At 39.4% G+C, this 22,542-nt stretch carries 21 protein-coding genes and 1 pseudogene; 7 read left to right on the top strand and 15 right to left on the bottom strand.

What is annotated here, in order from left to right; all coding sequences use genetic code 11:
- Nucleotides 1-201: 201 nt before the first annotated feature.
- The 5 genes from MM239_RS15420 to lpdA form a co-directional block, all read right to left on the bottom strand.
- Nucleotides 202-1,173 (bottom strand): glycerophosphodiester phosphodiesterase family protein, encoded by a 972-nt coding sequence (locus MM239_RS15420; protein ID WP_241349152.1) that lies wholly within the window; start codon nucleotides 1,171-1,173, stop codon nucleotides 202-204.
- Nucleotides 1,157-1,609: a DUF2721 domain-containing protein gene (locus MM239_RS15425; protein WP_241349153.1), complete on the bottom strand. Its 453-nt coding sequence runs from the start codon at nucleotides 1,607-1,609 to the stop codon at nucleotides 1,157-1,159. Before MM239_RS15425 ends, MM239_RS15420 begins: the two co-directional genes overlap by 17 nt.
- Before the next feature lie 97 nt (nucleotides 1,610-1,706).
- The gene (locus MM239_RS15430) at nucleotides 1,707-2,546 is read right to left on the bottom strand and encodes an anti-sigma factor (RefSeq protein WP_241349154.1); all 840 of its coding nucleotides are present in this window, start codon (nucleotides 2,544-2,546) and stop codon (nucleotides 1,707-1,709) included.
- Nucleotides 2,546-3,079, bottom strand: coding sequence for an RNA polymerase sigma factor (locus MM239_RS15435; protein WP_241349155.1), 534 nt, complete (start codon nucleotides 3,077-3,079; stop codon nucleotides 2,546-2,548). The genes MM239_RS15430 and MM239_RS15435 overlap by 1 nt, the downstream gene beginning before the upstream one ends.
- Nucleotides 3,080-3,175: 96 nt before the next feature.
- Complete coding sequence (gene lpdA / locus MM239_RS15440) at nucleotides 3,176-4,576, bottom strand: dihydrolipoyl dehydrogenase (RefSeq protein ID WP_241349156.1); 1,401 nt, start codon at nucleotides 4,574-4,576, stop codon at nucleotides 3,176-3,178.
- A 193-nt stretch (nucleotides 4,577-4,769) separates the two neighbouring features.
- Between lpdA and MM239_RS15445 the strand changes: the two are divergent.
- The 5 genes and pseudogenes from MM239_RS15445 (at nucleotide 4,770) to MM239_RS15465 (ending at nucleotide 8,663) form a co-directional block, all read left to right on the top strand.
- Nucleotides 4,770-5,107 (top strand): annotated as a pseudogene (locus tag MM239_RS15445) (GxxExxY protein).
- A gap of 145 nt (nucleotides 5,108-5,252) precedes the next feature.
- Complete coding sequence (gene fabG, locus MM239_RS15450) at nucleotides 5,253-5,999, top strand: 3-oxoacyl-[acyl-carrier-protein] reductase (RefSeq protein ID WP_241349157.1); 747 nt, start codon at nucleotides 5,253-5,255, stop codon at nucleotides 5,997-5,999.
- Between the two features lie 188 nt (nucleotides 6,000-6,187).
- On the top strand, nucleotides 6,188-7,495 hold the full coding sequence (locus tag MM239_RS15455; RefSeq protein ID WP_241349158.1) for a M23 family metallopeptidase: 1,308 nt from the start codon (nucleotides 6,188-6,190) through the stop codon (nucleotides 7,493-7,495).
- Between the two features lie 114 nt (nucleotides 7,496-7,609).
- Nucleotides 7,610-8,458: an SPFH domain-containing protein gene (locus MM239_RS15460; protein ID WP_241349159.1), complete on the top strand. Its 849-nt coding sequence runs from the start codon at nucleotides 7,610-7,612 to the stop codon at nucleotides 8,456-8,458.
- 31 nt (nucleotides 8,459-8,489) lie between these two features.
- Complete coding sequence (locus MM239_RS15465) at nucleotides 8,490-8,663, top strand: Arc family DNA-binding protein (RefSeq protein ID WP_241349160.1); 174 nt, start codon at nucleotides 8,490-8,492, stop codon at nucleotides 8,661-8,663.
- Nucleotides 8,664-8,672: 9 nt separating this feature from the next.
- Here the strand turns inward: MM239_RS15465 and MM239_RS15470 are convergent, their stop codons facing one another.
- Genes MM239_RS15470 through MM239_RS15480 form a run of 3 tightly spaced genes read right to left on the bottom strand, consistent with a single transcriptional unit; the run spans nucleotide 8,673 to nucleotide 12,821 of the window.
- Nucleotides 8,673-10,157 carry a TolC family protein gene (locus MM239_RS15470; RefSeq protein WP_241349161.1) on the bottom strand — a complete coding sequence of 495 codons (1,485 nt, stop codon included), beginning with the start codon at nucleotides 10,155-10,157 and terminating at the stop codon, nucleotides 8,673-8,675.
- On the bottom strand, nucleotides 10,150-11,478 hold the full coding sequence (locus MM239_RS15475; RefSeq protein ID WP_241349162.1) for an ABC transporter permease: 1,329 nt from the start codon (nucleotides 11,476-11,478) through the stop codon (nucleotides 10,150-10,152). The genes MM239_RS15470 and MM239_RS15475 overlap by 8 nt, the downstream gene beginning before the upstream one ends.
- Nucleotides 11,475-12,821 (bottom strand): efflux RND transporter periplasmic adaptor subunit, encoded by a 1,347-nt coding sequence (locus MM239_RS15480; RefSeq protein ID WP_241349163.1) that lies wholly within the window; start codon nucleotides 12,819-12,821, stop codon nucleotides 11,475-11,477. The genes MM239_RS15475 and MM239_RS15480 overlap by 4 nt, the downstream gene beginning before the upstream one ends.
- Before the next feature lie 368 nt (nucleotides 12,822-13,189).
- Between MM239_RS15480 and MM239_RS15485 the strand changes: the two genes are divergently transcribed.
- Nucleotides 13,190-13,951, top strand: coding sequence for a class I SAM-dependent methyltransferase (locus MM239_RS15485; protein ID WP_241349164.1), 762 nt, complete (start codon nucleotides 13,190-13,192; stop codon nucleotides 13,949-13,951).
- A 1-nt stretch (nucleotide 13,952) separates the two neighbouring features.
- On the opposite strand, the gene MM239_RS15490 is transcribed toward MM239_RS15485, so the two are convergent.
- From MM239_RS15490 to MM239_RS15520, 7 genes are all read right to left on the bottom strand, one after another.
- Nucleotides 13,953-14,921, bottom strand: a complete 969-nt coding sequence (locus MM239_RS15490) for a glycosyltransferase (RefSeq protein ID WP_241349165.1) — start codon at nucleotides 14,919-14,921, stop codon at nucleotides 13,953-13,955.
- A complete protein-coding gene (locus tag MM239_RS15495) occupies nucleotides 14,921-15,883 on the bottom strand; it encodes a glycosyltransferase family 2 protein (RefSeq protein ID WP_241349166.1) in 963 nt (320 codons plus the stop codon). The genes MM239_RS15490 and MM239_RS15495 overlap by 1 nt, the downstream gene beginning before the upstream one ends.
- Before the next feature lie 9 nt (nucleotides 15,884-15,892).
- A complete protein-coding gene (locus MM239_RS15500; protein ID WP_241349167.1) occupies nucleotides 15,893-16,438 on the bottom strand; it encodes a DUF4199 domain-containing protein in 546 nt (181 codons plus the stop codon).
- Between the two features lie 7 nt (nucleotides 16,439-16,445).
- On the bottom strand, nucleotides 16,446-16,961 hold the full coding sequence (locus MM239_RS15505; RefSeq protein ID WP_241349168.1) for a DUF4199 domain-containing protein: 516 nt from the start codon (nucleotides 16,959-16,961) through the stop codon (nucleotides 16,446-16,448).
- Nucleotides 16,961-18,202: a dihydroorotase gene (locus MM239_RS15510; RefSeq protein ID WP_241349169.1), complete on the bottom strand. Its 1,242-nt coding sequence runs from the start codon at nucleotides 18,200-18,202 to the stop codon at nucleotides 16,961-16,963. The genes MM239_RS15505 and MM239_RS15510 overlap by 1 nt, the downstream gene beginning before the upstream one ends.
- A gap of 257 nt (nucleotides 18,203-18,459) precedes the next feature.
- Nucleotides 18,460-18,864 (bottom strand): group III truncated hemoglobin, encoded by a 405-nt coding sequence (locus tag MM239_RS15515; protein WP_241349170.1) that lies wholly within the window; start codon nucleotides 18,862-18,864, stop codon nucleotides 18,460-18,462.
- The gene (locus tag MM239_RS15520; RefSeq protein ID WP_241349171.1) at nucleotides 18,864-20,117 is read right to left on the bottom strand and encodes an alkaline phosphatase family protein; all 1,254 of its coding nucleotides are present in this window, start codon (nucleotides 20,115-20,117) and stop codon (nucleotides 18,864-18,866) included. The genes MM239_RS15515 and MM239_RS15520 overlap by 1 nt, the downstream gene beginning before the upstream one ends.
- A 158-nt stretch (nucleotides 20,118-20,275) precedes the next feature.
- Between MM239_RS15520 and MM239_RS15525 the strand changes: the two genes are divergently transcribed.
- Nucleotides 20,276-22,411: a M3 family metallopeptidase gene (locus MM239_RS15525; protein ID WP_241349172.1), complete on the top strand. Its 2,136-nt coding sequence runs from the start codon at nucleotides 20,276-20,278 to the stop codon at nucleotides 22,409-22,411.
- Nucleotides 22,412-22,542: the final 131 nt, after the last annotated feature.

Raw genomic sequence — 22,542 nt, forward strand, 5'->3', positions numbered from 1 at the left:
CATTGTCAATATGTTTAGTTAGTTTTAGCCTGTAATCTTCCTTTTTTTCAGAATTAGAGTTACCCCCTATATACCCCTATAATTTACACATTTTTTTTATTAATTTGCTTAACTAAACGACATTGAAATAAATTCTCACATTTTATCCCAAAGATGATCCGCAATATTTCAATTGTATTTCCAACATATTTCCATCGTATATTAATCGTGTTTCTTTCTCTCATCAAAATACTTAAATTTTGAACTCTCCTCCGGAAACAAGAACTTAATCGCTTCCGAAGCCTCTATTGGTCTGTCTGTGGCTAAGATATCGACTCCATTTTCCACAAATTCCGTATAGATATGATCTCCTCTTGAGATAGCACTTCGATCCAAATTACCCAAAACTCCAAGAATGGTAAAAACGCCTCGCTCATGCAAAGTCTCGTTAAATGCTTTTGGCCTTTCTGATGTACCCGTAAAGGCAATCCAACGGTCTACAGGAATCCCTGAATTCTCAAATCTCTCTAACTCTCCCTCGTTTCGGATCGTGACCGAAAGCATCAAGTCTGCATGAAGGGCATGAACCTTCTTGGCTGCCTCCACGCTGTAAGTAATCACCGCAGCATATGGCTCAGCTTGGTGGCTCTTTATGGCATCCACAACAAGTTCAAAAGGGACCTCACGCTTGATATCAACAGTGAAAAGCACCTTCCCTTTTCCCCAAGCCAAAACTTCATCAAGCGTTGGAATTATGAAATCAGTAAGATTACCATCATTGTCCTTCAGCCTAAGGTTTCTGATTTCTTCAAAAGTCATATCAATTACCTTTCCTGATCCATTAGTCGTCCTGTCCACAGTATTATCATGCATTAAGACCATCACGGAATCTTTGGTCAATGCCACATCAAACTCAAGGATAGCGGGGGTGTGACTGATTACATTTTCAAAAGTCTCGATGGCATTCTCTGGAAAACCTGGATAAGGACCTCCCCTGTGAGCAGATACCATGGGAATCCTATCTGTTGTCCAGGAGTAAAAGAGCTTTGCTTCCTCAAAGTTCCCGATCTCAATATAAAACCTACTCGATGCTTCTGCATGATTTTCATTTGTACTAGATTTTCCTGTACAAGCACTTAGTAAAAAACCTATTACAGCCGCCTTTATCAAATTCATTCTAAACCTTTTCTTCATTTTTATCTTTCTTGAACCAAAAACTACTAGCTCGTGCTTGAAATAACGCTTCCATATCCTTCAACTCAAGATTCAATGCTTGGGTAGATATAAGGATTTCCACCAAAGAAATCCCTAAGGAAATCAAAAGTGCTAACATGCTACCAATAAACACATAATTGGCTGCGGGTTGAGCTGCTATAAAGATCAGGTACATACATATCACACATAGCAAAAAGCTCAACACCCCACAAAGCTGCATGTACTTGATCATACTCAAGCGCCTTTTGAGGTTGTGAATTTGCTCAATGATGATCTTTTCATCAGGGTTTTCGAGGTATTTTTTGTGAAGCCCCCGAATCAGACTAGCAACGGCCAAAAATCGATTTGTAAATGCCAACATCATCAACGTAATGGCTGAAAACAATAGAGCAGGTGTAGAAAGTTGAAGTTCCATCTGGATTTGATATTTGAATGTACAAGTTGGGGAATTTGAAGTAAAAAAGAAAACCGACACTTTCATGTCGGTTTTCTTTAATTTATTAATTCATGAGTTAAGCAACTGGACCTAATACTACAAGCTTCTCTAGGGTTGGGCTTTCACTCCCTCCTTTAGGCTCTATAGTGATAGCAAAGGCTCCTGCTGCTGCTACTGCTTGCATCTGTTGCAGGCTAAACTTCTGTCCTGCATTCACCAGACCTATTCCTACTGGCCCATCGTCTCCGATCGCCCACAGCTGATAGTCTGAGTTCTCATCCAATTCATTCAATGTATTGACAGAGATGAAAACACTTTCTGCATTTTGATCCCACCATACATCTACCTGCGCGTCTTTTTGCATCTCAAACCCATCGCCTTTCATAGGCACACGCTGGAAGTTTCCAGCCAATAAGGTTTCTAATTGCTCATCCGCTTGTTCATAATTCACTTTGTACTGATCCAGTTCTTCTGCTAGCACTGCTCTTTCTTCTACCAATGCCATAAGACGCTGATCTGTATCAAAATACCTGTTTGCAAAATAAATAGCTAAAACACTAGCCATTACTGCTACGATAGAAGCTGCTGCTGCATAAGTTTTCCAAGGAGTCATTTGCACCGTTTTTGGTACGATTGCTGTCTGTTCCTTTTGAATTACTTTAGTCTTTGGAAGTATGGAGTTATTGTTAACTTCCTCTTCCCAAGTTTGCATCACGCGATCTTTCATACCAGCTGATAGTGCTGGTGCTGAAATACTATCGAAGGCAAAAAGCGCATCTTCTAACTGCTCCAGCTCCTGTTTGATTTCAGGGTATGTCGCTGCCAGTTTGACCACTTCTTCCTGCTCCCGCTCACTCAACTCTCCTAGAAGGTAGAGTTCGAGCTTTCCTGACGATATGTACGCTCTAATATCCACTAAATTTTCTCTAAGTTCTTTTTTAACACATTTACAGCTGCTCGAATACGTGACTTCACCGTACCTAAAGGAATGCCATGCTCTTCTGAGATTTCAGAATGAGAATAACCTTTGAAATAAATACATTCAATCACAAACCTTTGCTCCTCGTTGAGTGCTGTCAAGAGCTCTTTGACACCAATCCCATCTACAAGTTCCAAGGTACCCGATTCGCTTTCAATACCATATACGTAGTCTTCAATGGTATTGGTCTTACTGCGGTTTGAGAATTCTTTAGACCTGGTTTTGTCAATGGCAGAGTTTCTACAAATATTTGCCATCCAAGTATAAAGCCTTCCCTTTGTTTCATCATAGCCGTCGATTTTTCTAGTGATCTTGATAAAAGCATCATGGAAAACTTCCTCTGCTATATCTCGATCAATGATTATCCTAGAAATCACGGCGAAAAGGGCTCTGGAATACTTTTCATATAAGTACTCCACGGTCTTTCGATCCTGCGCCCTCAGTCCTGCTACTAACTGTTCTTCTTCCAAAAGGTGATTTTTAAGGGGTTTGACATTCTTTAAAAAAGAAAGCACAAGGTAAACATGATGCCTTGTGCCTATAATATTAAGATTAATTATGCTGAATTACAAATGTATAACCTCACCGTAAGCGGCTGCAGCTGCTTCCATCACTGCCTCAGACATGGTCGGGTGAGGGTGTACGGTTTTGATTAGATCCATTCCCGTAGTTTCCAATTTCCTCACTGCAACGATCTCTGCAATCATTTCTGTGACATTGGCCCCTATCATATGCGCACCCAAAAGCTCACCATACTTGGCATCAAATACCAACTTCACAAAACCATCTTTTGCACCAGCTGCTGAAGCTTTTCCTGATGCCGAGAAAGGGAATTTCCCAACCTTCAGTTCATATCCTGCTTCTTTGGCTTGAGCCTCTGTATACCCTACAGAGGAAATTTCTGGGATACAATAAGTACAACCTGGAATATTATTATAATCTAGGGCTTCTGGATGATGCCCAGCGATTTTCTCTACACAGATGATCCCTTCTGCTGAAGCTACGTGTGCCAAAGCTGGCCCAGGCACGACATCACCTATGGCATAATACCCCGGCATATTGGTTTTGTAGTACTCATCTACCTTAATTTTACCTTTTTCTACTAGAATCCCTACATCTTCCAACCCTATGTTCTCGACATTGGAAACCACACCTACAGCTGAAAGTACTACATCACACTCTAGAGTAGATTCTGCACCCTTTTTGTCTTTCACGGTTACTTTACAGCCCTTCCCTTTGGTATCTACGGCCGTCACTTCAGTGCTGGTCATGATTTTCAGTCCAGCCTTTTTGTATATCTTCTCCAAAGTTTTGGATACTTCTTCATCTTCATTTGGGACGATTCTATCCATGAATTCCACGATAGTTACCTCCACTCCAATCGCACTGTACACATAAGCAAACTCAACCCCAATCGCTCCAGAACCCACTACCACCATTTTCGCTGGCTTTTTCTCTAAGGTCATCGCTTTTCTGTAACCAATGATTTTCTCATTATCAATATTCAACGCCGGCAACTCCCTTGCTCTACCTCCAGTTGCTATGATGATATGATCTGCTGCATAGACAGTTTTCTTACCGTCCTTATCTTCCACTTCCACTTTTTTACCAGGCTGTACCTTGCCCCATCCTAGCAATTGGTCAATCTTATTTTTTTTAAAAAGAAATTGGATACCTTTCGACATCCCCCCAGCTACATCTCTACTTCTTTTTACCATAGCTTCGAAATCCATCTCTGCATCAGAAACTTTGATTCCGTAATCTTTGGCATGATTGATATATTCAAAAACTTGTGCACTTTTGATCAATGCTTTGGTAGGAATACAACCCCAGTTCAAACAAATACCACCCAATTCCGCAGCTTCTACAACTGCTGTTTTCAAACCCAACTGAGACGCACGGATTGCCGCCACATACCCACCTGGGCCAGAACCCACTACTATTACATCATATTTCGTTGAAGACATATTTCTTTGATTTAATTTTCATTTAAGCTACGCAAAAATAAGGCTTTTGGGGAGAGAAAAAAATTAAGAACTCTGTAATATTATTGCACGCAAAGACACAGAGAAATTGTTCCTTATTTGTCATATCATATGTTTGATATGTTTTTGTAAGTTTAGGGTTAAAATTTTTCTATAAATCTAAATTCATGTTTTTATGAGTAAAAATGAAATTTCAAAATCAATTATCGATTCATGTTACTTAATCCACTCCAATTTAGGACCAGGCCTATTTGAGAATGTTTATGAAAACATATTGTTTTCGAACTTAAAAACAAAGGCTTAAAAGTTGAAAGACAGACTGCAATTAAGGTCAAATGGCGAGGTATGATTTTTGGAAATGGATTCAAAGCAGATTTGATTGTAGAAGACAAAACCTTAGTTTAATTAAAGTCTGTAGAATCACTTTCAAAAGTCCATTACAAGCAATTATTAACTTATCTAAAATTGACAAACATTAAACTAGGCCTCTTAATAAATTTTAAAAAAACCTAATCAGAGACGGTATTAAAAGAATGGTCAATGGTCTATAATTAGATTTCTAATGGCATTTAATCAATCATCTTTGCGGCTCTGCGTGCTAAATAAATTTTCATTATTTTTGGATCTTAATCAAAAACAAATTCAAAGAAAATAAACCATGGGATTACTAAGTGGGAAAACGGCTCTGATTACGGGAGCATCTAAAGGAATAGGAAGAGCAATCGCAATCAAATACGCACAAGAAGGTGCAAACGTAGCATTCACCTACCTTTCTAGCGTAGAGAAAGGCCAAGAATTGGAAAATGAACTGGCAGCATATGGTATCAAAGCAAAAGGATATCGTTCTGATGCATCGCAATTTGCTGCAGCAGAAGAACTGGTCAACGCTGTGGTTTCAGAATTTGGAGGACTTGATATATTAATAAACAATGCTGGAATCACCCGTGACAACTTACTCATGAGAATGACTGAAGAGGCTTGGGATGAGGTCATTAATGTGAACCTTAAATCTTGCTTCAACACTGTAAAAGCCGCCACTCGAACCATGATGAAAGCCAAGGCTGGAGCTATCATCAACATCACCTCTGTAGTAGGCATCAAAGGTAACGCTGGCCAAGCAAACTATGCAGCTTCCAAATCTGGGATAGTAGGTTTTACTAAATCAGTTGCTTTAGAACTAGGCTCTAGGAATATCAGATGCAATGCCGTAGCTCCTGGGTTTATTGAAACAGAAATGACTGCTGTATTGGATGAAAAAACTGTTCAAGGCTGGAGAGATGCAATCCCAATGAAGCGAGGTGGACAGCCTGATGAGGTAGCCAATGCTTGTGTATTCTTAGGCTCAGATATGAGTTCCTATATTTCAGGGCAGGTGCTTCAAGTAGATGGCGCCATGTTGACTTAATTGTAGTACTAAGTACAATGTGTTATAAAAAATAAACGGCCTCATCAAAATATTTTGATGAGGTTTTTTGTGAAGTGCACCTTACTCTTACCTCATAACATACTCTATCAATAAGTATTTTTTTTCTTGAAAAACAAAGCTTACTCTTTACTAAAAATATCCTGCATGGTTCTTGCACTTTTCTGATCATGAAAACCAGACCATTAACGATACTATTCACTTGTTGTGCATTACTCTTCTCGTGTAATGGCACTAAAATCGACAAATTCCTTGGTTCCTCTAGCCCCTACAAAGACTATGAATCTAGTCTTAGAAATGCTGGAATGGAAAACTATGCTATAGCTAAAGATTGGTTGGAAGCAGGGGAATCTGCGTTACGGGCACCTTCTAGTATAACCTTACCTTATCAAGAAGTTACCAGGTTTGATCAATCCAAACCTCAAGCTGTCTTCTTATCATATGAGGTGAATGAAGGTCAAGAAATTGAAATCTTTGTAGATCACATTTCTCAAGATAGCAGTAAGATTTTCATTGATGTTTTTGAAAAAAACAGTGAATCTTGGAAAAACATACATTTCGCAAAAGAAGATCATTCACTCACCTATCAGGTTTCAAAAACAAGTACACATGCAATAAGAGTACAGCCAGAACTTTTCAGGGGTGGAATAGTTCAAGTGCGTATTCGCTACAACGCTTCCTTGGACTTCCCAATAGAAGGAAAAAACCATAAATCTATTGGCAGTTTCTTTGGTGTAGATCGAGATGGTGGTGCGAGAAGGCATGAAGGTATAGACGTCTTCGCTCCCAAAGGAACTCCAGTGCTTGCTGTCACCGAAGGCCGTGTCTCCCGAGTTGGTACCAACAGGCTCGGTGGCAAAACGGTAAGCATGAGTTCAGGCTCATACTCTTATTACTATGCGCACCTTGACAGTCAGCTTGTCAATGTAGGAAAAAAAGTCAAACCAGGAGACACCTTGGGGCTTGTAGGGAATACGGGAAACGCAATCACCACGCCACCACACCTACACTTTGGCATCTACAAGTCTGGAAGAGGAGCTGTAGACCCCTTTCATTTTTTGGCTTCAGCTGTTGACTTCACACCACCAAACTTTGCTGACAGCAGCAACATTAGGAAATTTAACAAAATCATTGTCGAAAAGGCCAATCTAAGACAGGAACCAAGCACTCAATCCAACACCATAAGACAACTCCCTGTCAACACCATAATTGATATTCAAGCAGCTGTAGCGGACTGGTACAGGATAAAGCTCCCAAACGGTGAAACTGGATTCATTTATCAAAATCTTGTTTCCAACAACCTAACTCCTATTTCTAAAATTGACCTCAATGAAGATGTTTTGATACAAGCAGTTTATGAGGATTCACGACCCTTCAAGGCAAATTTATTGAATGAAGATGCAAGTATCATCGGTGAATTTGACAATCGAAAAATGATACAGACTGGTTCGGGGGACATGTTTTGGATCGTAAACTAGTGAAGTATTTCTCATTGCTTTAATGTAAAAGAATAAATAATTATTCTTGAATTCACAACCATTCATCAACATATTGAGTATATTGCAATGATATCAATTTAATATCATTACAATATGGAGAAAATAACTAAACCCCTTTCTGGCTATCTCATGATCATGGTAGCGTTTGCAATGATCACAGTAACTGTGTATGCTGTTGCAAATAAAATTGTACCGTTAGCCGTTGTATCTACTATTTTATTTATTGGAATTACGCCTGGCTTTTTCACACTTCAACCTAACAAAGCCATGGTTTTGGTTTTATTTGGAGCTTATAAAGGAACTGTAAAAGCTAATGGCTTTTTCTGGGTAAACCCTTTTATGACAAAAGAAAAAATCTCATTGCGTGTCAGAAACTTTGAAAATAAACCTCTCAAGGTAAATGATAAAATTGGTAATCCTGTAATGGTGGGTACCATTGTAGTCTGGCAAGTGGAAGATACCTTCAAAGCAACTTTTGAAGTTAATGACTATGAAAACTTTGTCCACTTACAGACTGATGCAGCTGTAAGAAAAATGGCTGGAAAATACCCATACGATGATTTTGAAGCAGAAAACGCTGAAATCACACTTCGCTCTGGGGTAGAAGAAGTCAATCATTCTTTGGAAGAAGAAATAGCAGAAAGACTGAATCATGCTGGCATCAAAGTAATCGAAGCAAGGATTTCTCACTTGGCATATGCTTCCGAGATCGCATCAGCCATGCTACAGCGTCAGCAAGCTACAGCGATAGTGGCCGCTAGAAGAAAAATCGTAGACGGTGCAGTGGGTATGGTGGAGATGGCTCTAGAAGACTTGAAAATCAAAGGTATCATAGAGTTTGAAGAAGATAGAAAAGCAGCGATGGTAAGTAATTTGATGGTGGTCTTGTGTTCAGACCGTGCTGCAAGTCCAGTATTGAATGTAGGCACACTGAACCAATAAACAATGGTTATCAAAGAAAGATAAGATTTAAATGGCTAAAAAACCCTTTGCCCTAAGACTAGATGAAAAGATGATGCAGGCTGTGGAAAAATGGGCAGAAGACGAATTCCGCAGTACCAATGGCCAAATAGAATGGATCATTCATGAGGCCTTGAAAAAGGCTAGAAGGATTCAAAGTAAAAATGGTCAAGACAGTAAGTCTTGACCTTTTCTATTAATCTTCATTCTCCGGATTGTACAATAGCCTATTGTTTTCAAAATCATAAAGTGTAAGTGCCCTCATCTCATAGTAAGCATACCAATAATCTCTTAATGACTGAATATATGCTCTTCTATTACTATCTTTTTCTTGCTGAGCGATATTCAGATCGGTGATCGTTACATTCCCATTTTGATACCTACCCAATGATATTTCGTATCTTTTCTCTGCCACTTGGTCCGACACTTTGGTGATCTCCATCCTGTCTTTAAGCATTTCAAAATTCTTGACTTTGGTGTAGATCAATTGCTCAAAATCAATTACTTCCTGATCTATTTCATATTCAATAAGCTTTTTTGCTGCTTTTGCTTGTCCCATTCTAGCTTTGTTTCTTCCCCAATCCAATACTGGAATATAAAACCCAAGATTCACCAAGGTTTGTCGATTTGGATCAGTATAAAGATCTCTCCAATCTAAGCCAGCATTATTAAGTCCATAAGAAGCATTGATAGTCATATCGAATCTCTGTCCTCTTGCTCTTGCGATTTCTGCATCTCCCTCTATTCTTCTTCTTTCGAACCCTAGCGCTGCAGCCCTATTTTGATATGCTCTTTCTAAGGCCTCATCCACTGGCACTTTGAAATCAGGAATTTCCTTAGGTATTACAAGTGCAAGATTGGTGGCCTCATTAAGACCAACAAAAGACTTTAAGCGAAGAGATCGCTCCTCCATATCAAGTCTGGCCTGTGCAAGCTGCTGCTTTGCTTGTAGTACTTGAAGCTCCACCTGAAGCAATTTATCTTCATAGGTCATCCCGATATTGTACCTACCTTGTTCTATTTTAAAAATATCTTCAGTATTTTTCAAGTTTAGTGATGAAATCTCCAAATTCACCTGAGCCTCTAAGTAATCAAAAAACAAACTGGTCACAGTCCTACTGACCCCCTCCATTGCTTCTACAAATTCTCTTTTACTTTCTTCGTACCTTAATGGTTCAATCATCTTATCCCATTTCAATCGGTTAAAATTGAAAATCGGTTGACTTAGCCTTACATTGACAGGTACACCTGTCCATTGTGTTCTAGGGACACCCTGCGGCGCTAAGAAGTTATCAAACCTATTAGTCGATGAATTGACAGAAATAATCCCCCCCGTAGCCGCTATTTCCTGCTGAACACCAAGCTCAACATCCATCAAATTCTGTCTGATCTGACGAGGAATAAAAGTACCATCTGGTTGCTCTACATTATTGAAGGCTTGTGTAAAGCCAGGTATTGTCCCCCCTAGCCTCAATTGAGGGTTATAGTTTGACCTAAAAAGCCTATACTGCCAGTACCTATTTTCTCGCTGAGTCTCTACCCTTAGTGCTGCGGGAGATTGTGCTTTTGCCCTATTCACAACTTGATCAAGTGAATATTCTACCTGCTGTTGGGCGTTACTTATGTGACCAGTAAGAGACAATCCTACTATAAAAAGGCAAAGAGATAATTTTCTATTCATATCGTAAAGAAGTTATTGGATCCTGACTAGCAGCTTTCTGAGCTGGAGCAATTCCGAAAATCAAACCCACTGTAGCCGCTACTCCAAAAGATAAAATGATAGATGACAAGGAAACAACTGTAGGGAAATCCCCAAACACTGATACCAAATAAGCTAACACTACTCCCAAAATGACACCTATCAATCCCCCAGACACACTAATCATCACTGATTCGAAAAGGAACTGATTGACAATATCGGATTTTTTTGCTCCCAACGAAAGCCTTAGGCCAATTTCTTTTATTCTTTCCATTACAGAGGCCAGCATGATATTCATAATGCCTATCCCTCCCACTAGAAGTGAGATACCCGCTATGGCTCCAAGTACAATATTGAATATATTTTGAGTACGCTGCTGCTGCTTAAGCAAAAGTTCTGGAATTGTAATTTCAAAATCTACAACACCATTGTGACTTCTTGCTAATAGCTTTGAAATCACCTCTGCTGTTGGTTTCAGTGACTCACTTTCCTTTACCTGTACAACGAGTTTGTCTATCTGGTGATAGTTAGCATTCCTTTGGTTGCCAGAACCTTCTTCTAGGTCATAGCTAGTTACCAAATCTCTATTTTTAAACCTTATCAACATGCTTTGGATTGGTACATACACATCCATGTTGAAATCCCTAATTCCGAGTTTAGAAATACTCTGCTCTGAGACCAAGCGCTCTTCCATGACACCTATGATTTCAAGCCATTGATTCCCACTTTTGATCCGTTTACCTATAGGGTTTTCTTTAGGGAAAAACCTTCTTTGCACAGCCTTCCCTATGATACATACAGGATCGCCATTTATTTGATTTGACTTACTGAAATGCTTACCGTCTTCCAATCTAAAATCTAGTACTTCAAAATAAGAAGGCTTGATCCCTACTAGCTTGGCCGACCGTCTAACTCCACCATACACCATGTGCGTTTCGAGGACAATCTCGGGACTAAGTTGCTGAATTCCATGAATTGTCTCTTCGATAGATTCTACATCAAGCAATCTTAACCCCGGCGAAAATCTCTTCCGCTCACTTTCAAGATCACTTTGCTCATCCACGCTTTCTTCCACTTGCTCAATGATTGGCTCTATCACAATATTATTCACCCCCACCAATTTAATCTGCTCCATGATCTCTTGCTGGGCACCATTCCCGATTGCCAGCATGGCTATAACTGCTGCTACACCAAAAATAATCCCTAGGGCTGTAAGAAATGATCTCAACCTATTTGCAACCACAGCTTCCAAAGCAATGGAAAAATTGGCCAACAACCTTTCATCTATCACAGGTTTTTTCACGGTCTCTCCCTCCTTCTCTCTCCTCTAGGTCTATTCGGTCTTTCATTTCCTGATTCTTCCTCTAGAACATCTGGCTCAGCAATCTGCCTGCGCTTTCCTTCCAGCTCCGGCAGCAATTTGACTGGAGAATCTTTGGCCCATGAAGGGGTAGATAGATATACCCGATCTCCTGTTTTTATTCCGGCTTCGATGACGATATCATTCATGTTTGAAGTCCCAAGAAGAACTTCTTGCTTGGTACCATTTTTCAAGAAAACATAATTTATACTGTCATTTTGGACATTTATCGCTTCCAATGGAACATAACTCACGTCTTCCAATCGATCTACTACAATATTATTACTCGTAGTCATGGCTGGCCTTAAGGTATTATCGCTCTCATTGACCTCTATCACTACTTCGAATACCTTAGCATCAGAATTTGGACGTTGCTGACCGATATTGGCTACTCTTGTGACTTTGCCTGTCAACTTTTTGTCAGGAAAAGCATCTAATCCTATCTCCACTTCCTGACCTGCTTTTATTTTTCGAATATCTACTTCATTGATGTAGGTCACACTTCTCATTCTAGAAAGATCCGGCAAAGTTGCAACTACAGGATTCCAAGCACTCACTTGAGATCCAGCCTTGACCTTACCTCCTCGCATAGCCTGATAGATTACCATACCATTTTGAGGGGCTGTCACTGTAAATTTCTCCAAGACTTCCCTCATCTGTACCAGCTCATTCTCATTTTCCCTTACTCGAGCAGCCACTTCTACCATCCTTGCTCTCTCCTGAAGTCTTTTCACCCTGTAGCGATCTTTTGCTTGCTCTAGATCTCTCTCGGCCTTTTCTAAATTATATTCATTTTGCTTGATGATCGCAGGTGGCTCATACTGTGATTGCTCAAGAACCAATTGCCGTTCTTGAACACCATATTCTAGATTTGTAATATTGTCACGCTCTTGCCTCAAGACCAAAGATGTATCTAATTGAATCTGCTCATATTGGGCTTTGCTCTGCTCAAGATCCAGTCTCTTATCCTCAATTCTCCCAAAAAGCTCTGACTTATCAAGCTCTGCAATAAAATCTCCTTGTCTTACTACTGTCCCTTCATCAACCATACTTTCTATAGTGATATTATTCACTCTGAATCTCCTCGCCTCCACAGGACCCAAGACCTCCACAGAGTTCAATGCTTCCAATTCGCCTGAACTGGTGATCTCAACTTTAAAGCTTCCATGCTTCACATCTGCCATAATATCGAACGTCTCCCCCACAGAACTTGACAAAAACCGCCATAGAAAGATCAAAACAATCAAAGCTATACCAAAACTGATATATAATTTTCTATTTTTCATTCTAAAATTTTTAGTAATTGACAATTACAAAATTAATATTTCGAAAATCCAAAGTTTACCCAATGAGCATTTTATACTACCATTAACATAAAACTTAATAAGGCATCAACATTGATTTAAACTTTTAGATATTATTGCAAAAAAGGATCAACCGAAACTGCATCAAACCTAAATCTTATTTCTTTGATGAAGCTTATACCAAAACGATTGAATATCAATACCTGAGCCACAAAAACAAAACTAAATTTCGCTTCTTAAGAATAGTATACAAACTCAATTTTGACAATAACAATCAAATCTTATCAGCCATTGACACATCTTTGAGTATCTTGCAAAAAATAAAAATGAACAATATCAAAATTGCATAAATGAAGTCAATCATCAGCTTCGTCATCCGATATATTCCTAGAAAATACCTGCAGTTGGTATCTCACTTTTTTTTGAGAGTGCTGGCCATTTTTTACCAAGGAAATAAAGTCACTTGCAACGTGTGTGGAAGTCATTTTAGAAAGTTTCTACCTTATGGAAGAAAAGCAAGAGAAAATGCCCTCTGCCCAAATTGTCTTGCCCTTGAAAGACACAGGCTGATGTGGCTTTTTTTACAAAAAGAAACCCAGTTCTTCAACAAGCCTCTCAAGGTACTTCACATAGCACCAGAGCTTTGCTTTATTGACAGCATGAATAAATTACCCAATTTGGAATACATCACTGGTGATATAGAATCTCCTCTAGCCAAAGTAAAAATGGATGTTCACCAAATCCCATTTGAGGCAAACACCTTCGATGTGGTATTTTGTAATCATGTCATGGAGCATGTAGAAGACGATATTTTAGCCTGCCAAGAAATCAATCGTGTACTAAAAAACACAGGCTGGGGAATCATCCAATCACCAGTATACGATCTACCTTCAACTATCGAAGACAAATCTATCACTGATCCAGCTATGCGTGAAAAACTTTTCGGACAGAGAGACCATGTTCGAAAATATGGCAATGATTACGCAAGCAGACTGAGTCAATCTGGTCTAAAAGTAAGTGAGAATCACTTCGTAAAATCTCTAAGCAAGGAAGTTGTTTCTAAATATGCCTTACCAAAAGATGAAGTAATCTTCTTCTGCGAAAAAGGATAAATTAACCTTTCGTTTTCTTCACAAACCATTCGCATAGCAAACCTAATCCATAGGCACTGAGCTGACCAAATGAAGTAATTACAGCCAAAAAACCGACAAATAAAGATTGATTAGCCACAGTAGCACTGATCAAAATAGCCACCAGCCAAAGTATCAAAATAATATTATTGATACTTGCTAGCCAAAACAAAGGCAATAGCACATTGAAAACTATAGTAACGATCCAAAAAACAAGAAAAAACAAAGGCAATAGGTGTACCATCTTCACCGCATCAGGGTGATATCTGCTTATATTTATTCTATTCCTACCAAAAGAAAAACTTTGCTTGAAAAATGAAGTAAGGGTACTTTTTCTGTTATGATAGACAAAAGCCTCTTCGACCAACTCAAGCTTATAGCCCAACTTTTTCAATCGAATACTCAATTCTATATCCTCTCCCTTATTTGGATCAATAAATCCACCAGATGCCATGAAAGCATTTTTTGTCAAGCCCATGTTATACCCTCTTGCTTGGTATTTTGCAGGATCCTTTAATTTGCCCCTTATCCCGCCAGTGGTCAAAAATGAAGTCATACTGTAATTCATGGCTTTTTGCAACATCGAGAACTCGCTGGATGCTGCATCAGGACCTCCAAATGCATCAAGGCTTCTACTTTCAATAGCTAGTTTTAGAGCTTTGAAATAGCCCGTTGGTATAATGCAGTCGGAGTCGAACATTACAAAAAAATCTCCTGCTGCCTTTTCCATACCAAAGTTTCTTGCAAAGCCCTGACCTCGGTTCTCTATGAAGAAATACTTTAGGTTCAACCTGTCTGAATATGCTCTCACAATTAGCTCACACCTTACAGAAGAACCATCTTCTACAATAATAACCTCAAAGGGCATTAGTTCTTGAATCACCAAGCTCTCTAATAAAGCATCAATTTCTTCAGGCCTGTTATATACTGGTATGATTACACTGAATTGCATCAATCTTCTAGGTTCACTTGATCACTGATATTGTAATCTGCTTTTCGTGAATTGTTGGAAGTCATCATCTCCGATATGAATCCAGTCAAAAACAACTGAACACCTACGATCAAAGCCACTAAGGCCAAGAAAAACAGAGGCTGATCTGTAATTTCCCTTACTTTGCTTCCTTGGTAGAGACCATATACTTTTTGAAAAATAAGCCAAATCGTAATCAAAAAACCAGACATAAACGAAACTGTACCTAGCGTCCCGAAGAAGTGCATAGGTTTTTTCTTGTATCGATTCACAAATGACACTGAGATCAAATCTAAGAATCCATTGAGAAACCTTTCGAGTCCAAACTTAGTCACCCCATATTTTCGAGCCCTGTGTTCGACTACTTTTTCACCGATCTTAGTATATCCATTCCACTTTGCTATTAGTGGAATGTAACGATGCATCTCTCCATAGATATGAATATTTTTGACCACTTTGAGTTTATAAGCTTTCAATCCACAGTTGAAGTCGTGCAATTTAATTCCGGATATCCACCTGGTTACGCCATTGAAAAACTTGGAAGGTATAGTCTTAGAGATAGGATCATAGCGCTTTTTCTTCCAGCCTGACACCACATCGTAACCCTCCTCCACAATCATGTGATATAGTTCCGGGATCTCATCTGGGCTATCTTGGAGATCTGCATCCATGGTAATCACTACTTCACCAGAAGCTTTGCTGAATGCCATATCTAGTGCTGCTGATTTACCATAATTCCGAGTGAAATTCACTCCTTTTATAGCTGGATTCAAGGAAGCTAGCCGCTGAATCTCCGACCAAGAACCATCAGTACTTCCATCATTGACAAAGATTATTTCATAAGAAAAGCCGTGGTCATTGACGACCCGGCTGATCCAATTACTCAATTCTGGTAAAGACTCCTGCTCATTGAAAACAGGGACAACAATGGAAATTTGAGTCATTTTTTTTGATTAATAATCTAAAGATTTATCTCTCTTCTTCAATATAGCACCAAGAATCAAAGCTATTATTGCATAGCCTATAAGCATAAATAGCTGACCTTTCAGCATACCCAAAGGTGTGAAGCCATCTGCAACAGACTTTCTCATCTCATCAATCTGATCACTAGTCATGGCATCTGCCACACCAAAACTTTCCATCATAGCCATACTTTTTTCTAATGTTGCATCAGCCATCACTCCTGGCAAAGCTGGATCTACCACAAAATACAAAATCATCATGCCTGCAACACTTATCAACGCACCAACTACTAAGGTAACGAATGAAAAATTGAAAGCTGCACCAAACTCCATATAACCCCCGATTGATTTTCGGTATTGAATACCGAAATAAATCACTAAACCTAGAGAAACTACAAGAGAAACAACTTGAAATAGCGTGCTTACCAGCTGCTCTGCACCCAGAAAATAAAAGACAAAAGTTAAGATTATAGATACAATACCAAGTATCAATCCTGCATTGACACCTGCTTTAAACGGTGTTTGTTTTGGTTCCATATTTATGTTAGTTTAAATTTCTTCTCAAAATAATGGAAATTATGATCGTAAAAAATAGTCCAAACACAATTTTCCAAATAAAATCGTTCAAAGTTATATTCACAACTGTAAGTTCACTGATACTTTGATAAGTTCTATCAAATACTTCTTGCCCATATTGTTCTATGGTAAAATCTTTTTTATCAGCTGTAATCAGCAGTTTATTCTCTTTGATAATCTCAAAAAGTGAAGGGGCTAGATATAACCCTACTGTGATGCCAACAAAAGAAACCAAAGCATTGGTGAAATACACTACAAAGCCGACTGTCATGCCTTCAGCAAAACTCAGGTGATTGTCATTGAACTTCCATCTGATGAAATACAGCGCCGCCCCAACAAATAAGGGCACAGTCACAAAACTAAATAACTGACTCGATAAGGTAGGATCCTGCTCAAGAAACAAACCAATACCAAAGAATGCTAAAATAGAAAACGCTGCGCCTAGTAGCCCTATTTGAATCGCGTATGAGAAGTATTTAGACATTATAGTTTGATCAGTTCACCTTGATTGATTACATACTTTACTTTTCCTTCCAGGGTAGTGTTCATCCATGGATGATTTGCTGACAAAGAAAGATTCGAATTCCCATCATACTCCCATGATGCTTTAGGATCAAAAATAGTAAACTTGGCAGACTTACTATCATGAGTTCTTAAAACAGCATTTGCACCATTTGTTACCTTCGAGATAAGCAATGGCCAAGGCATTTCTTCAGATAGCTTCACCAATGCAGGCAAAAAAGTCTGAAGACCTATCATACCTGAAGATGCCAAATCAAACTCCATGTGCTTTGCATCAAAATCTTGAGGCTGATGATTGGACACCAAGGCATCGATAGTACCATCCTTCAGACCAGCTAGCAGCGCAACCCTATCTTCATCACTTCTAAATGGCGGATCAACTTTCAGCTGCGTATCAAAACCTTGAAGATCTTCATCTGTAAATAACAATTGGTACACAGACACATCACAAGTCACATTCAATCCCTCTTGTTTAGCTTTCCTGATTTCCTCCACAGCACCAGCTGTACTGATCGTCTGGAAATGCAAGTTGCCACCAGCATACCTTAGGATATCTATATTTCTTTTGATCGCAACTTCCTCCGCGAGATTTGGGATTCCTTTCATGCCTATTCGAGTGGACACCACTCCCTCGTGCATCTGACCAAACACAGCCAATAAGGGTTCATAACTGTGATCAAAGAGTACTCCATCAAACTTTTGAAGGTATTGGAGTACTTTCATGAATCTGTCTGGATTACTCAAAGGCTTCAAGCCATCTCCAAAAATATACCCTCCATGAGCATTCAAATCCAAAATATCTGTAAAATCCTCCCCTTTGTTGTCTTTGGTAACCGAAACTTGGAATAATGCTTCCGTAAACCACTCACTAGTCCTTTGCTTCAAGGATAAAAGATCACTTTTGAATTGTAATGCTGGTTTGGTATTGGGCATCAGCACAGCTTTGGCAAAACCAGCATGTTTCAGTAACTCCCCTAGACTTTCTAGTGTCTCTTTGTACTCCTCTCCTGGTTCTCCTGCAAGACACCTCAAATCCACCCAACCCTCTGAAGCAAATAAACCTTGGCAGTCAATGGTTTCAGTAATATTCACATAAGAGCCAGCATCATACTCCCTTAAGCCATCACTATCAACAACATAATCCTTCAATTCATGAACGGTATCAGAATCAATAAACCTAAGCGATTTTAGCAGAATAGACATAGAAAATTGAGTTTGTGCAAAACTGCAATTTTATTCCCTAAATATGAAATTACAGCTAAACTAGCTTGAAAAAAATATGTACATGCACTGTTGCCAGCTCCAAAGTAAGATTGCTTTCATTGGCAAGCCTGATAGCTATTTTGGCGTGAATATGATTTCCTAAAGCTAATGTATTTGAACACCCTTCCGTGGAAGTCAATTAACTCTTAACTAAGGCTTGGTGAAAAAGTCTCATAAAACATAGTGAAACTTTAACCTTACATCCTATGGCCACCAACGCTTCTTCCTTCCATGATTTTAAAGAATAGGATATGAGCCATCTTGTGGGCATGCGCTTTAGCAAATTCAGCTACTTCACCTTCGAAATGTTCTTGCAAAGTGGTCTCCCATAGAGAAAGCCAATGCTCAAAATGGTTTTGATCAATCTCACTTCCCGTATGTCGATCTACCTCCTTGTGCACTGGCACTGGATTGAACTTTCCTGCACCTGGCCCAGAGTGCAATAAAACCATCTCCCAAAAATCTGTCAATCTTTCCAGATGCATTTCCCAATCCTCCACAATCCCATTAAATATTGGCCCTAACAACTCATCTCTTCTTACTTTTTCATAAAAAGACCTAACCAATATTGACACTTCTTTTCTACCCTCTATTTCCTTCATTATTCTTCACTTTTCAATATCTTCTTCAACACCTTCAAATCCCCATCTATGCCCTCAGGAATCGGTAAACCTAAGAGATATGCAATCAAGGGATAGACATGAATATTTTGAAAAGATTCTATGCTCAACCCCTCCTTGATGTTTTCTCCCGCTGCATAGAATATGGCATGCATCTCTTTATACGCTGGACTGTAGCCGTGCTCGCCAAATACTTCTGTTCTCAGCGTCCCTGACTTCTGCTGATACTTGACCATGTCAGGTGTGGTGGCCAAATAAAACCCAAAATCAGGCAGGATAAGCAAATCCCCAAGTCGATCTGCATAAGATGTTATATTCTTGTAGTATCGCTTGTCCTTTACTTTCACCACTTGAAAAGGTTCTGAAGAATCAGACAGCTTTAGAAAAACATCCTCTAATTCCAGTGGATTATTTAAGTAAAGATGTGCCAGAGCCCCATTGTTAACTACCCTTGCGTCTATATCTTTGGTGAGGTGATCTAGGTTGATCAAATTCTCTTTAGGCACATCGACCATCCCATGATCAGACACTACAAAAAGATTTACGTCGAGGTCGAGACTTTTCACTCCTTCAAATAATACCCCTAGTTCATGATCTAGCTTTTCAATTCTTCTTTTTAGCTGCTCATCATTATTAGGCCCATAAGCGTGTCCTACATCATCTATATCTGAAAAATACAAGGTGATTAACCTGGGCCTTTCCTCTTCAGGTAGCTCAAGCCATGTGAGGGCTTGCGTAACTCGAGTCAGATTAGAGACTGCAGCGTCATAGTTTCTATAGTAGGAAGGCCTCACTCCTTGAACATCTGCTTCAGAGCCGACAAAGAAAAAACTCGCAGCTTTGAGGCCCTGCTCTTCAGCCAATACCCAAAGTGGCTTCCCTCCATACCAATAGCCATCTTCTACAATATTTCTATTGCGAATACTATAGACTTGATCCTTTTTCGAATCATAAAATGCATTATTGATTAAGCCATGGTTTTCTGGCTTCATCCCAGTTGCAATGCTGTAGTGATTCGGGAAGGTTTTGGTCGGAAATGAGGGGATCATAGACTTGGCAGCTGTGCCTTCAGCTATCATTCCTAATAGATTCTTTGGCTGAAATCGCGCTGTATAATCATACCGATATCCATCCAAAGAAATCAAAATCACATATGAATCACCTGACTGTGCAAGACTTTGCTGTAGCATGCCAAAAATACAACTCACAACTATCAACCCCTTTATAATATTCATTTTCTCATTTTTCCATTTGATCACGGCAAAGGTAAGTCAAGCCAGCATAGTACCCAATACCACAGAAAAAATAATATCAACAGCTGATTTTTTTGACATTTTCGAACAACTTGATATTATAGCTATATTTGCACCACCAACCCAAATATGAATTGGATATGAAAAAAACAATTTTAGCATTGGCCACTACAGCGACTATACTGTATGCATGTGAGCCAAGTGAACAAAAAACAGATGCTATGAACCCTTTCTTTGAGGCTTACGATACGCCTTTCGAAGTCCCACCGTTTGACAAAATCAAGAATGAGCATTTTGCTCCTGCGATCCGAGAAGGCATCAAGCAGCATCAGGCGGAAATCGATCAAATCGTCAACAACACGGAAGAACCGACATTTGAAAACACGATAGAAGCTATGGAGTATGCAGGTGAGCTACTCAGCAAAGCCTCAAGTGTATTTTACAACTTGAACTCAGCAAACACCAATGATGAGATTCAAGCGATTGCTAAAGAACTAGCTCCAGAACTTTCGGCGCATGGCGACAACATTTCTTTGAATGCTGATCTTTTTAACAGAGTAAAAGCAGTATGGGACAGCAAAGAATCTCTTAACCTTAACCCTGAGCAAGAAAAGCTTTTGGAAAAAACTTACAAGTCTTTTGTAAGAAATGGAGCTAACCTAAGTGAGGCTGACAAAGAAAAGCTGAGAGAAATCAACACCAAACTATCATCGCTCACGCTTCAATTTGGTCAAAACTTACTTGCTGAAACCAATGCATTCAAGCTTGTGGTAGACAAAGAAGAAGACCTTGAAGGATTGCCTAAAGGACTGATAGAAAGTGCAGCAGATGATGCAAATGCTGCTGGTGAAGAAGGCGAATGGGTTTTCACACTTCAGAACCCTAGCATCATGCCATTTCTGCAATATGCAGAAAATAGAGAATTGAGAAAGAAAATCTGGGAAGCATACAAAAATAGAGCAGACCAAGGCAATGAATACGACAACAAAGCAGGCTTGATCGAGACTGCTAACCTGAGAAGACAGAAAGCGCAGCTACTTGGCTACAATACCCACGCAGATTATGTCTTGGAAGAGTCTATGGCAAAAAATGCCGACAATGTGTATACACTACTGAATCAGCTTTGGGCTCCTGCCCTAGCAAAAGCAAAAGTAGAAAGGGATGAAATGCAAGCTTTGGTGAAAGCTGAAGGTGAAGACTTTCAAATAGAACCATGGGACTGGAGATTCTATGAAGAAAAATTGCGCCAGCAAAAATTTGATCTTGACGAACAGGAGATCAAGCCTTATTTTTCATTGGCGAAAGTTCAAGACGGTGTTTTCATGGTAGTCAAAAACCTATGGGGACTTACTTTTGAAGAAATCGCAGATATTCCTACCTACCATCCAGATGCCAAAGCCTATGAAGTCAAAGAGGCTGACGGAAGCCATGTAGGAGTTTTATACATGGATTTTCACCCAAGAACATCCAAAAGAGGTGGAGCATGGATGACTTCATACAGAGCTCAAAAGACAGAAAACGGAGAAAGAAAAGCCCCTATAATCTCTATTGTGTGTAACTTCTCAAGACCTACTGCAAACGCACCAGCTTTATTGACTTTTGACGAAGTGACTACCTTCTTCCATGAGTTTGGACATGCCCTTCATGGCTTGCTTTCAAATGTACAATACAGAAGCTTGGCAGGAACTTCAGTTCCTAGGGACTTTGTAGAGCTACCATCACAAGTTATGGAAAACTGGGCTACAGAGCCAAGCGTAATGAAAGAATATGCTTTTCATTATGAAACTGGCGAAGTGATCTCTGATGAATTGATTGCTAAACTTACTAAAAGCGGTACTTTCGGACAGGGCTTTGCAACAACAGAATACCTTGCAGCTTCACTCATGGACTTGGATTACCACACCCAGTCAGAGGACATTACTATAGATGCTGAGAAATTTGAGAAAGCCTCTATGGAGAAAATTGGTTTGATAGATGAAATCATCCCAAGGTACAGAAGTCCGTACTTCCAGCATATTTTCGCAGGTGGCTACTCTTCTGGATACTATAGCTACATATGGTCCGGCGTACTTGACACAGATGCTTTCCAAGCTTTCAAAGAAACCGAGCTTTTCAACCAAGAAAAAGCACATGCCTTCAGAAAAGAAATCTTAGAAAAAGGAGGTACTGACGAGCCAATGAAAATGTATGTGAATTTCAGAGGTGCAGAACCAAAAATAGATGCACTTCTGAAAAAGAGAGGCTTGGATCAAGTTTCTGTGAACAGAAGCAAGTAAGAAATACTCACATAACTCATTCAATAAACTTCGGGGTCTTGTGGCTTTAACTGTTTAAGGTCACAATTCCTCGAAGTTTTTTTGACTAACTTTTATCCGCTTCAATATTTTAGGCTAAAACTTCAGCAGAC

The sequence above is a fragment of the Belliella filtrata genome (genome assembly GCF_022549775.1).
In the GTDB taxonomy this organism is placed as follows: Bacteria; Bacteroidota; Bacteroidia; order Cytophagales; family Cyclobacteriaceae; genus Belliella; species Belliella filtrata.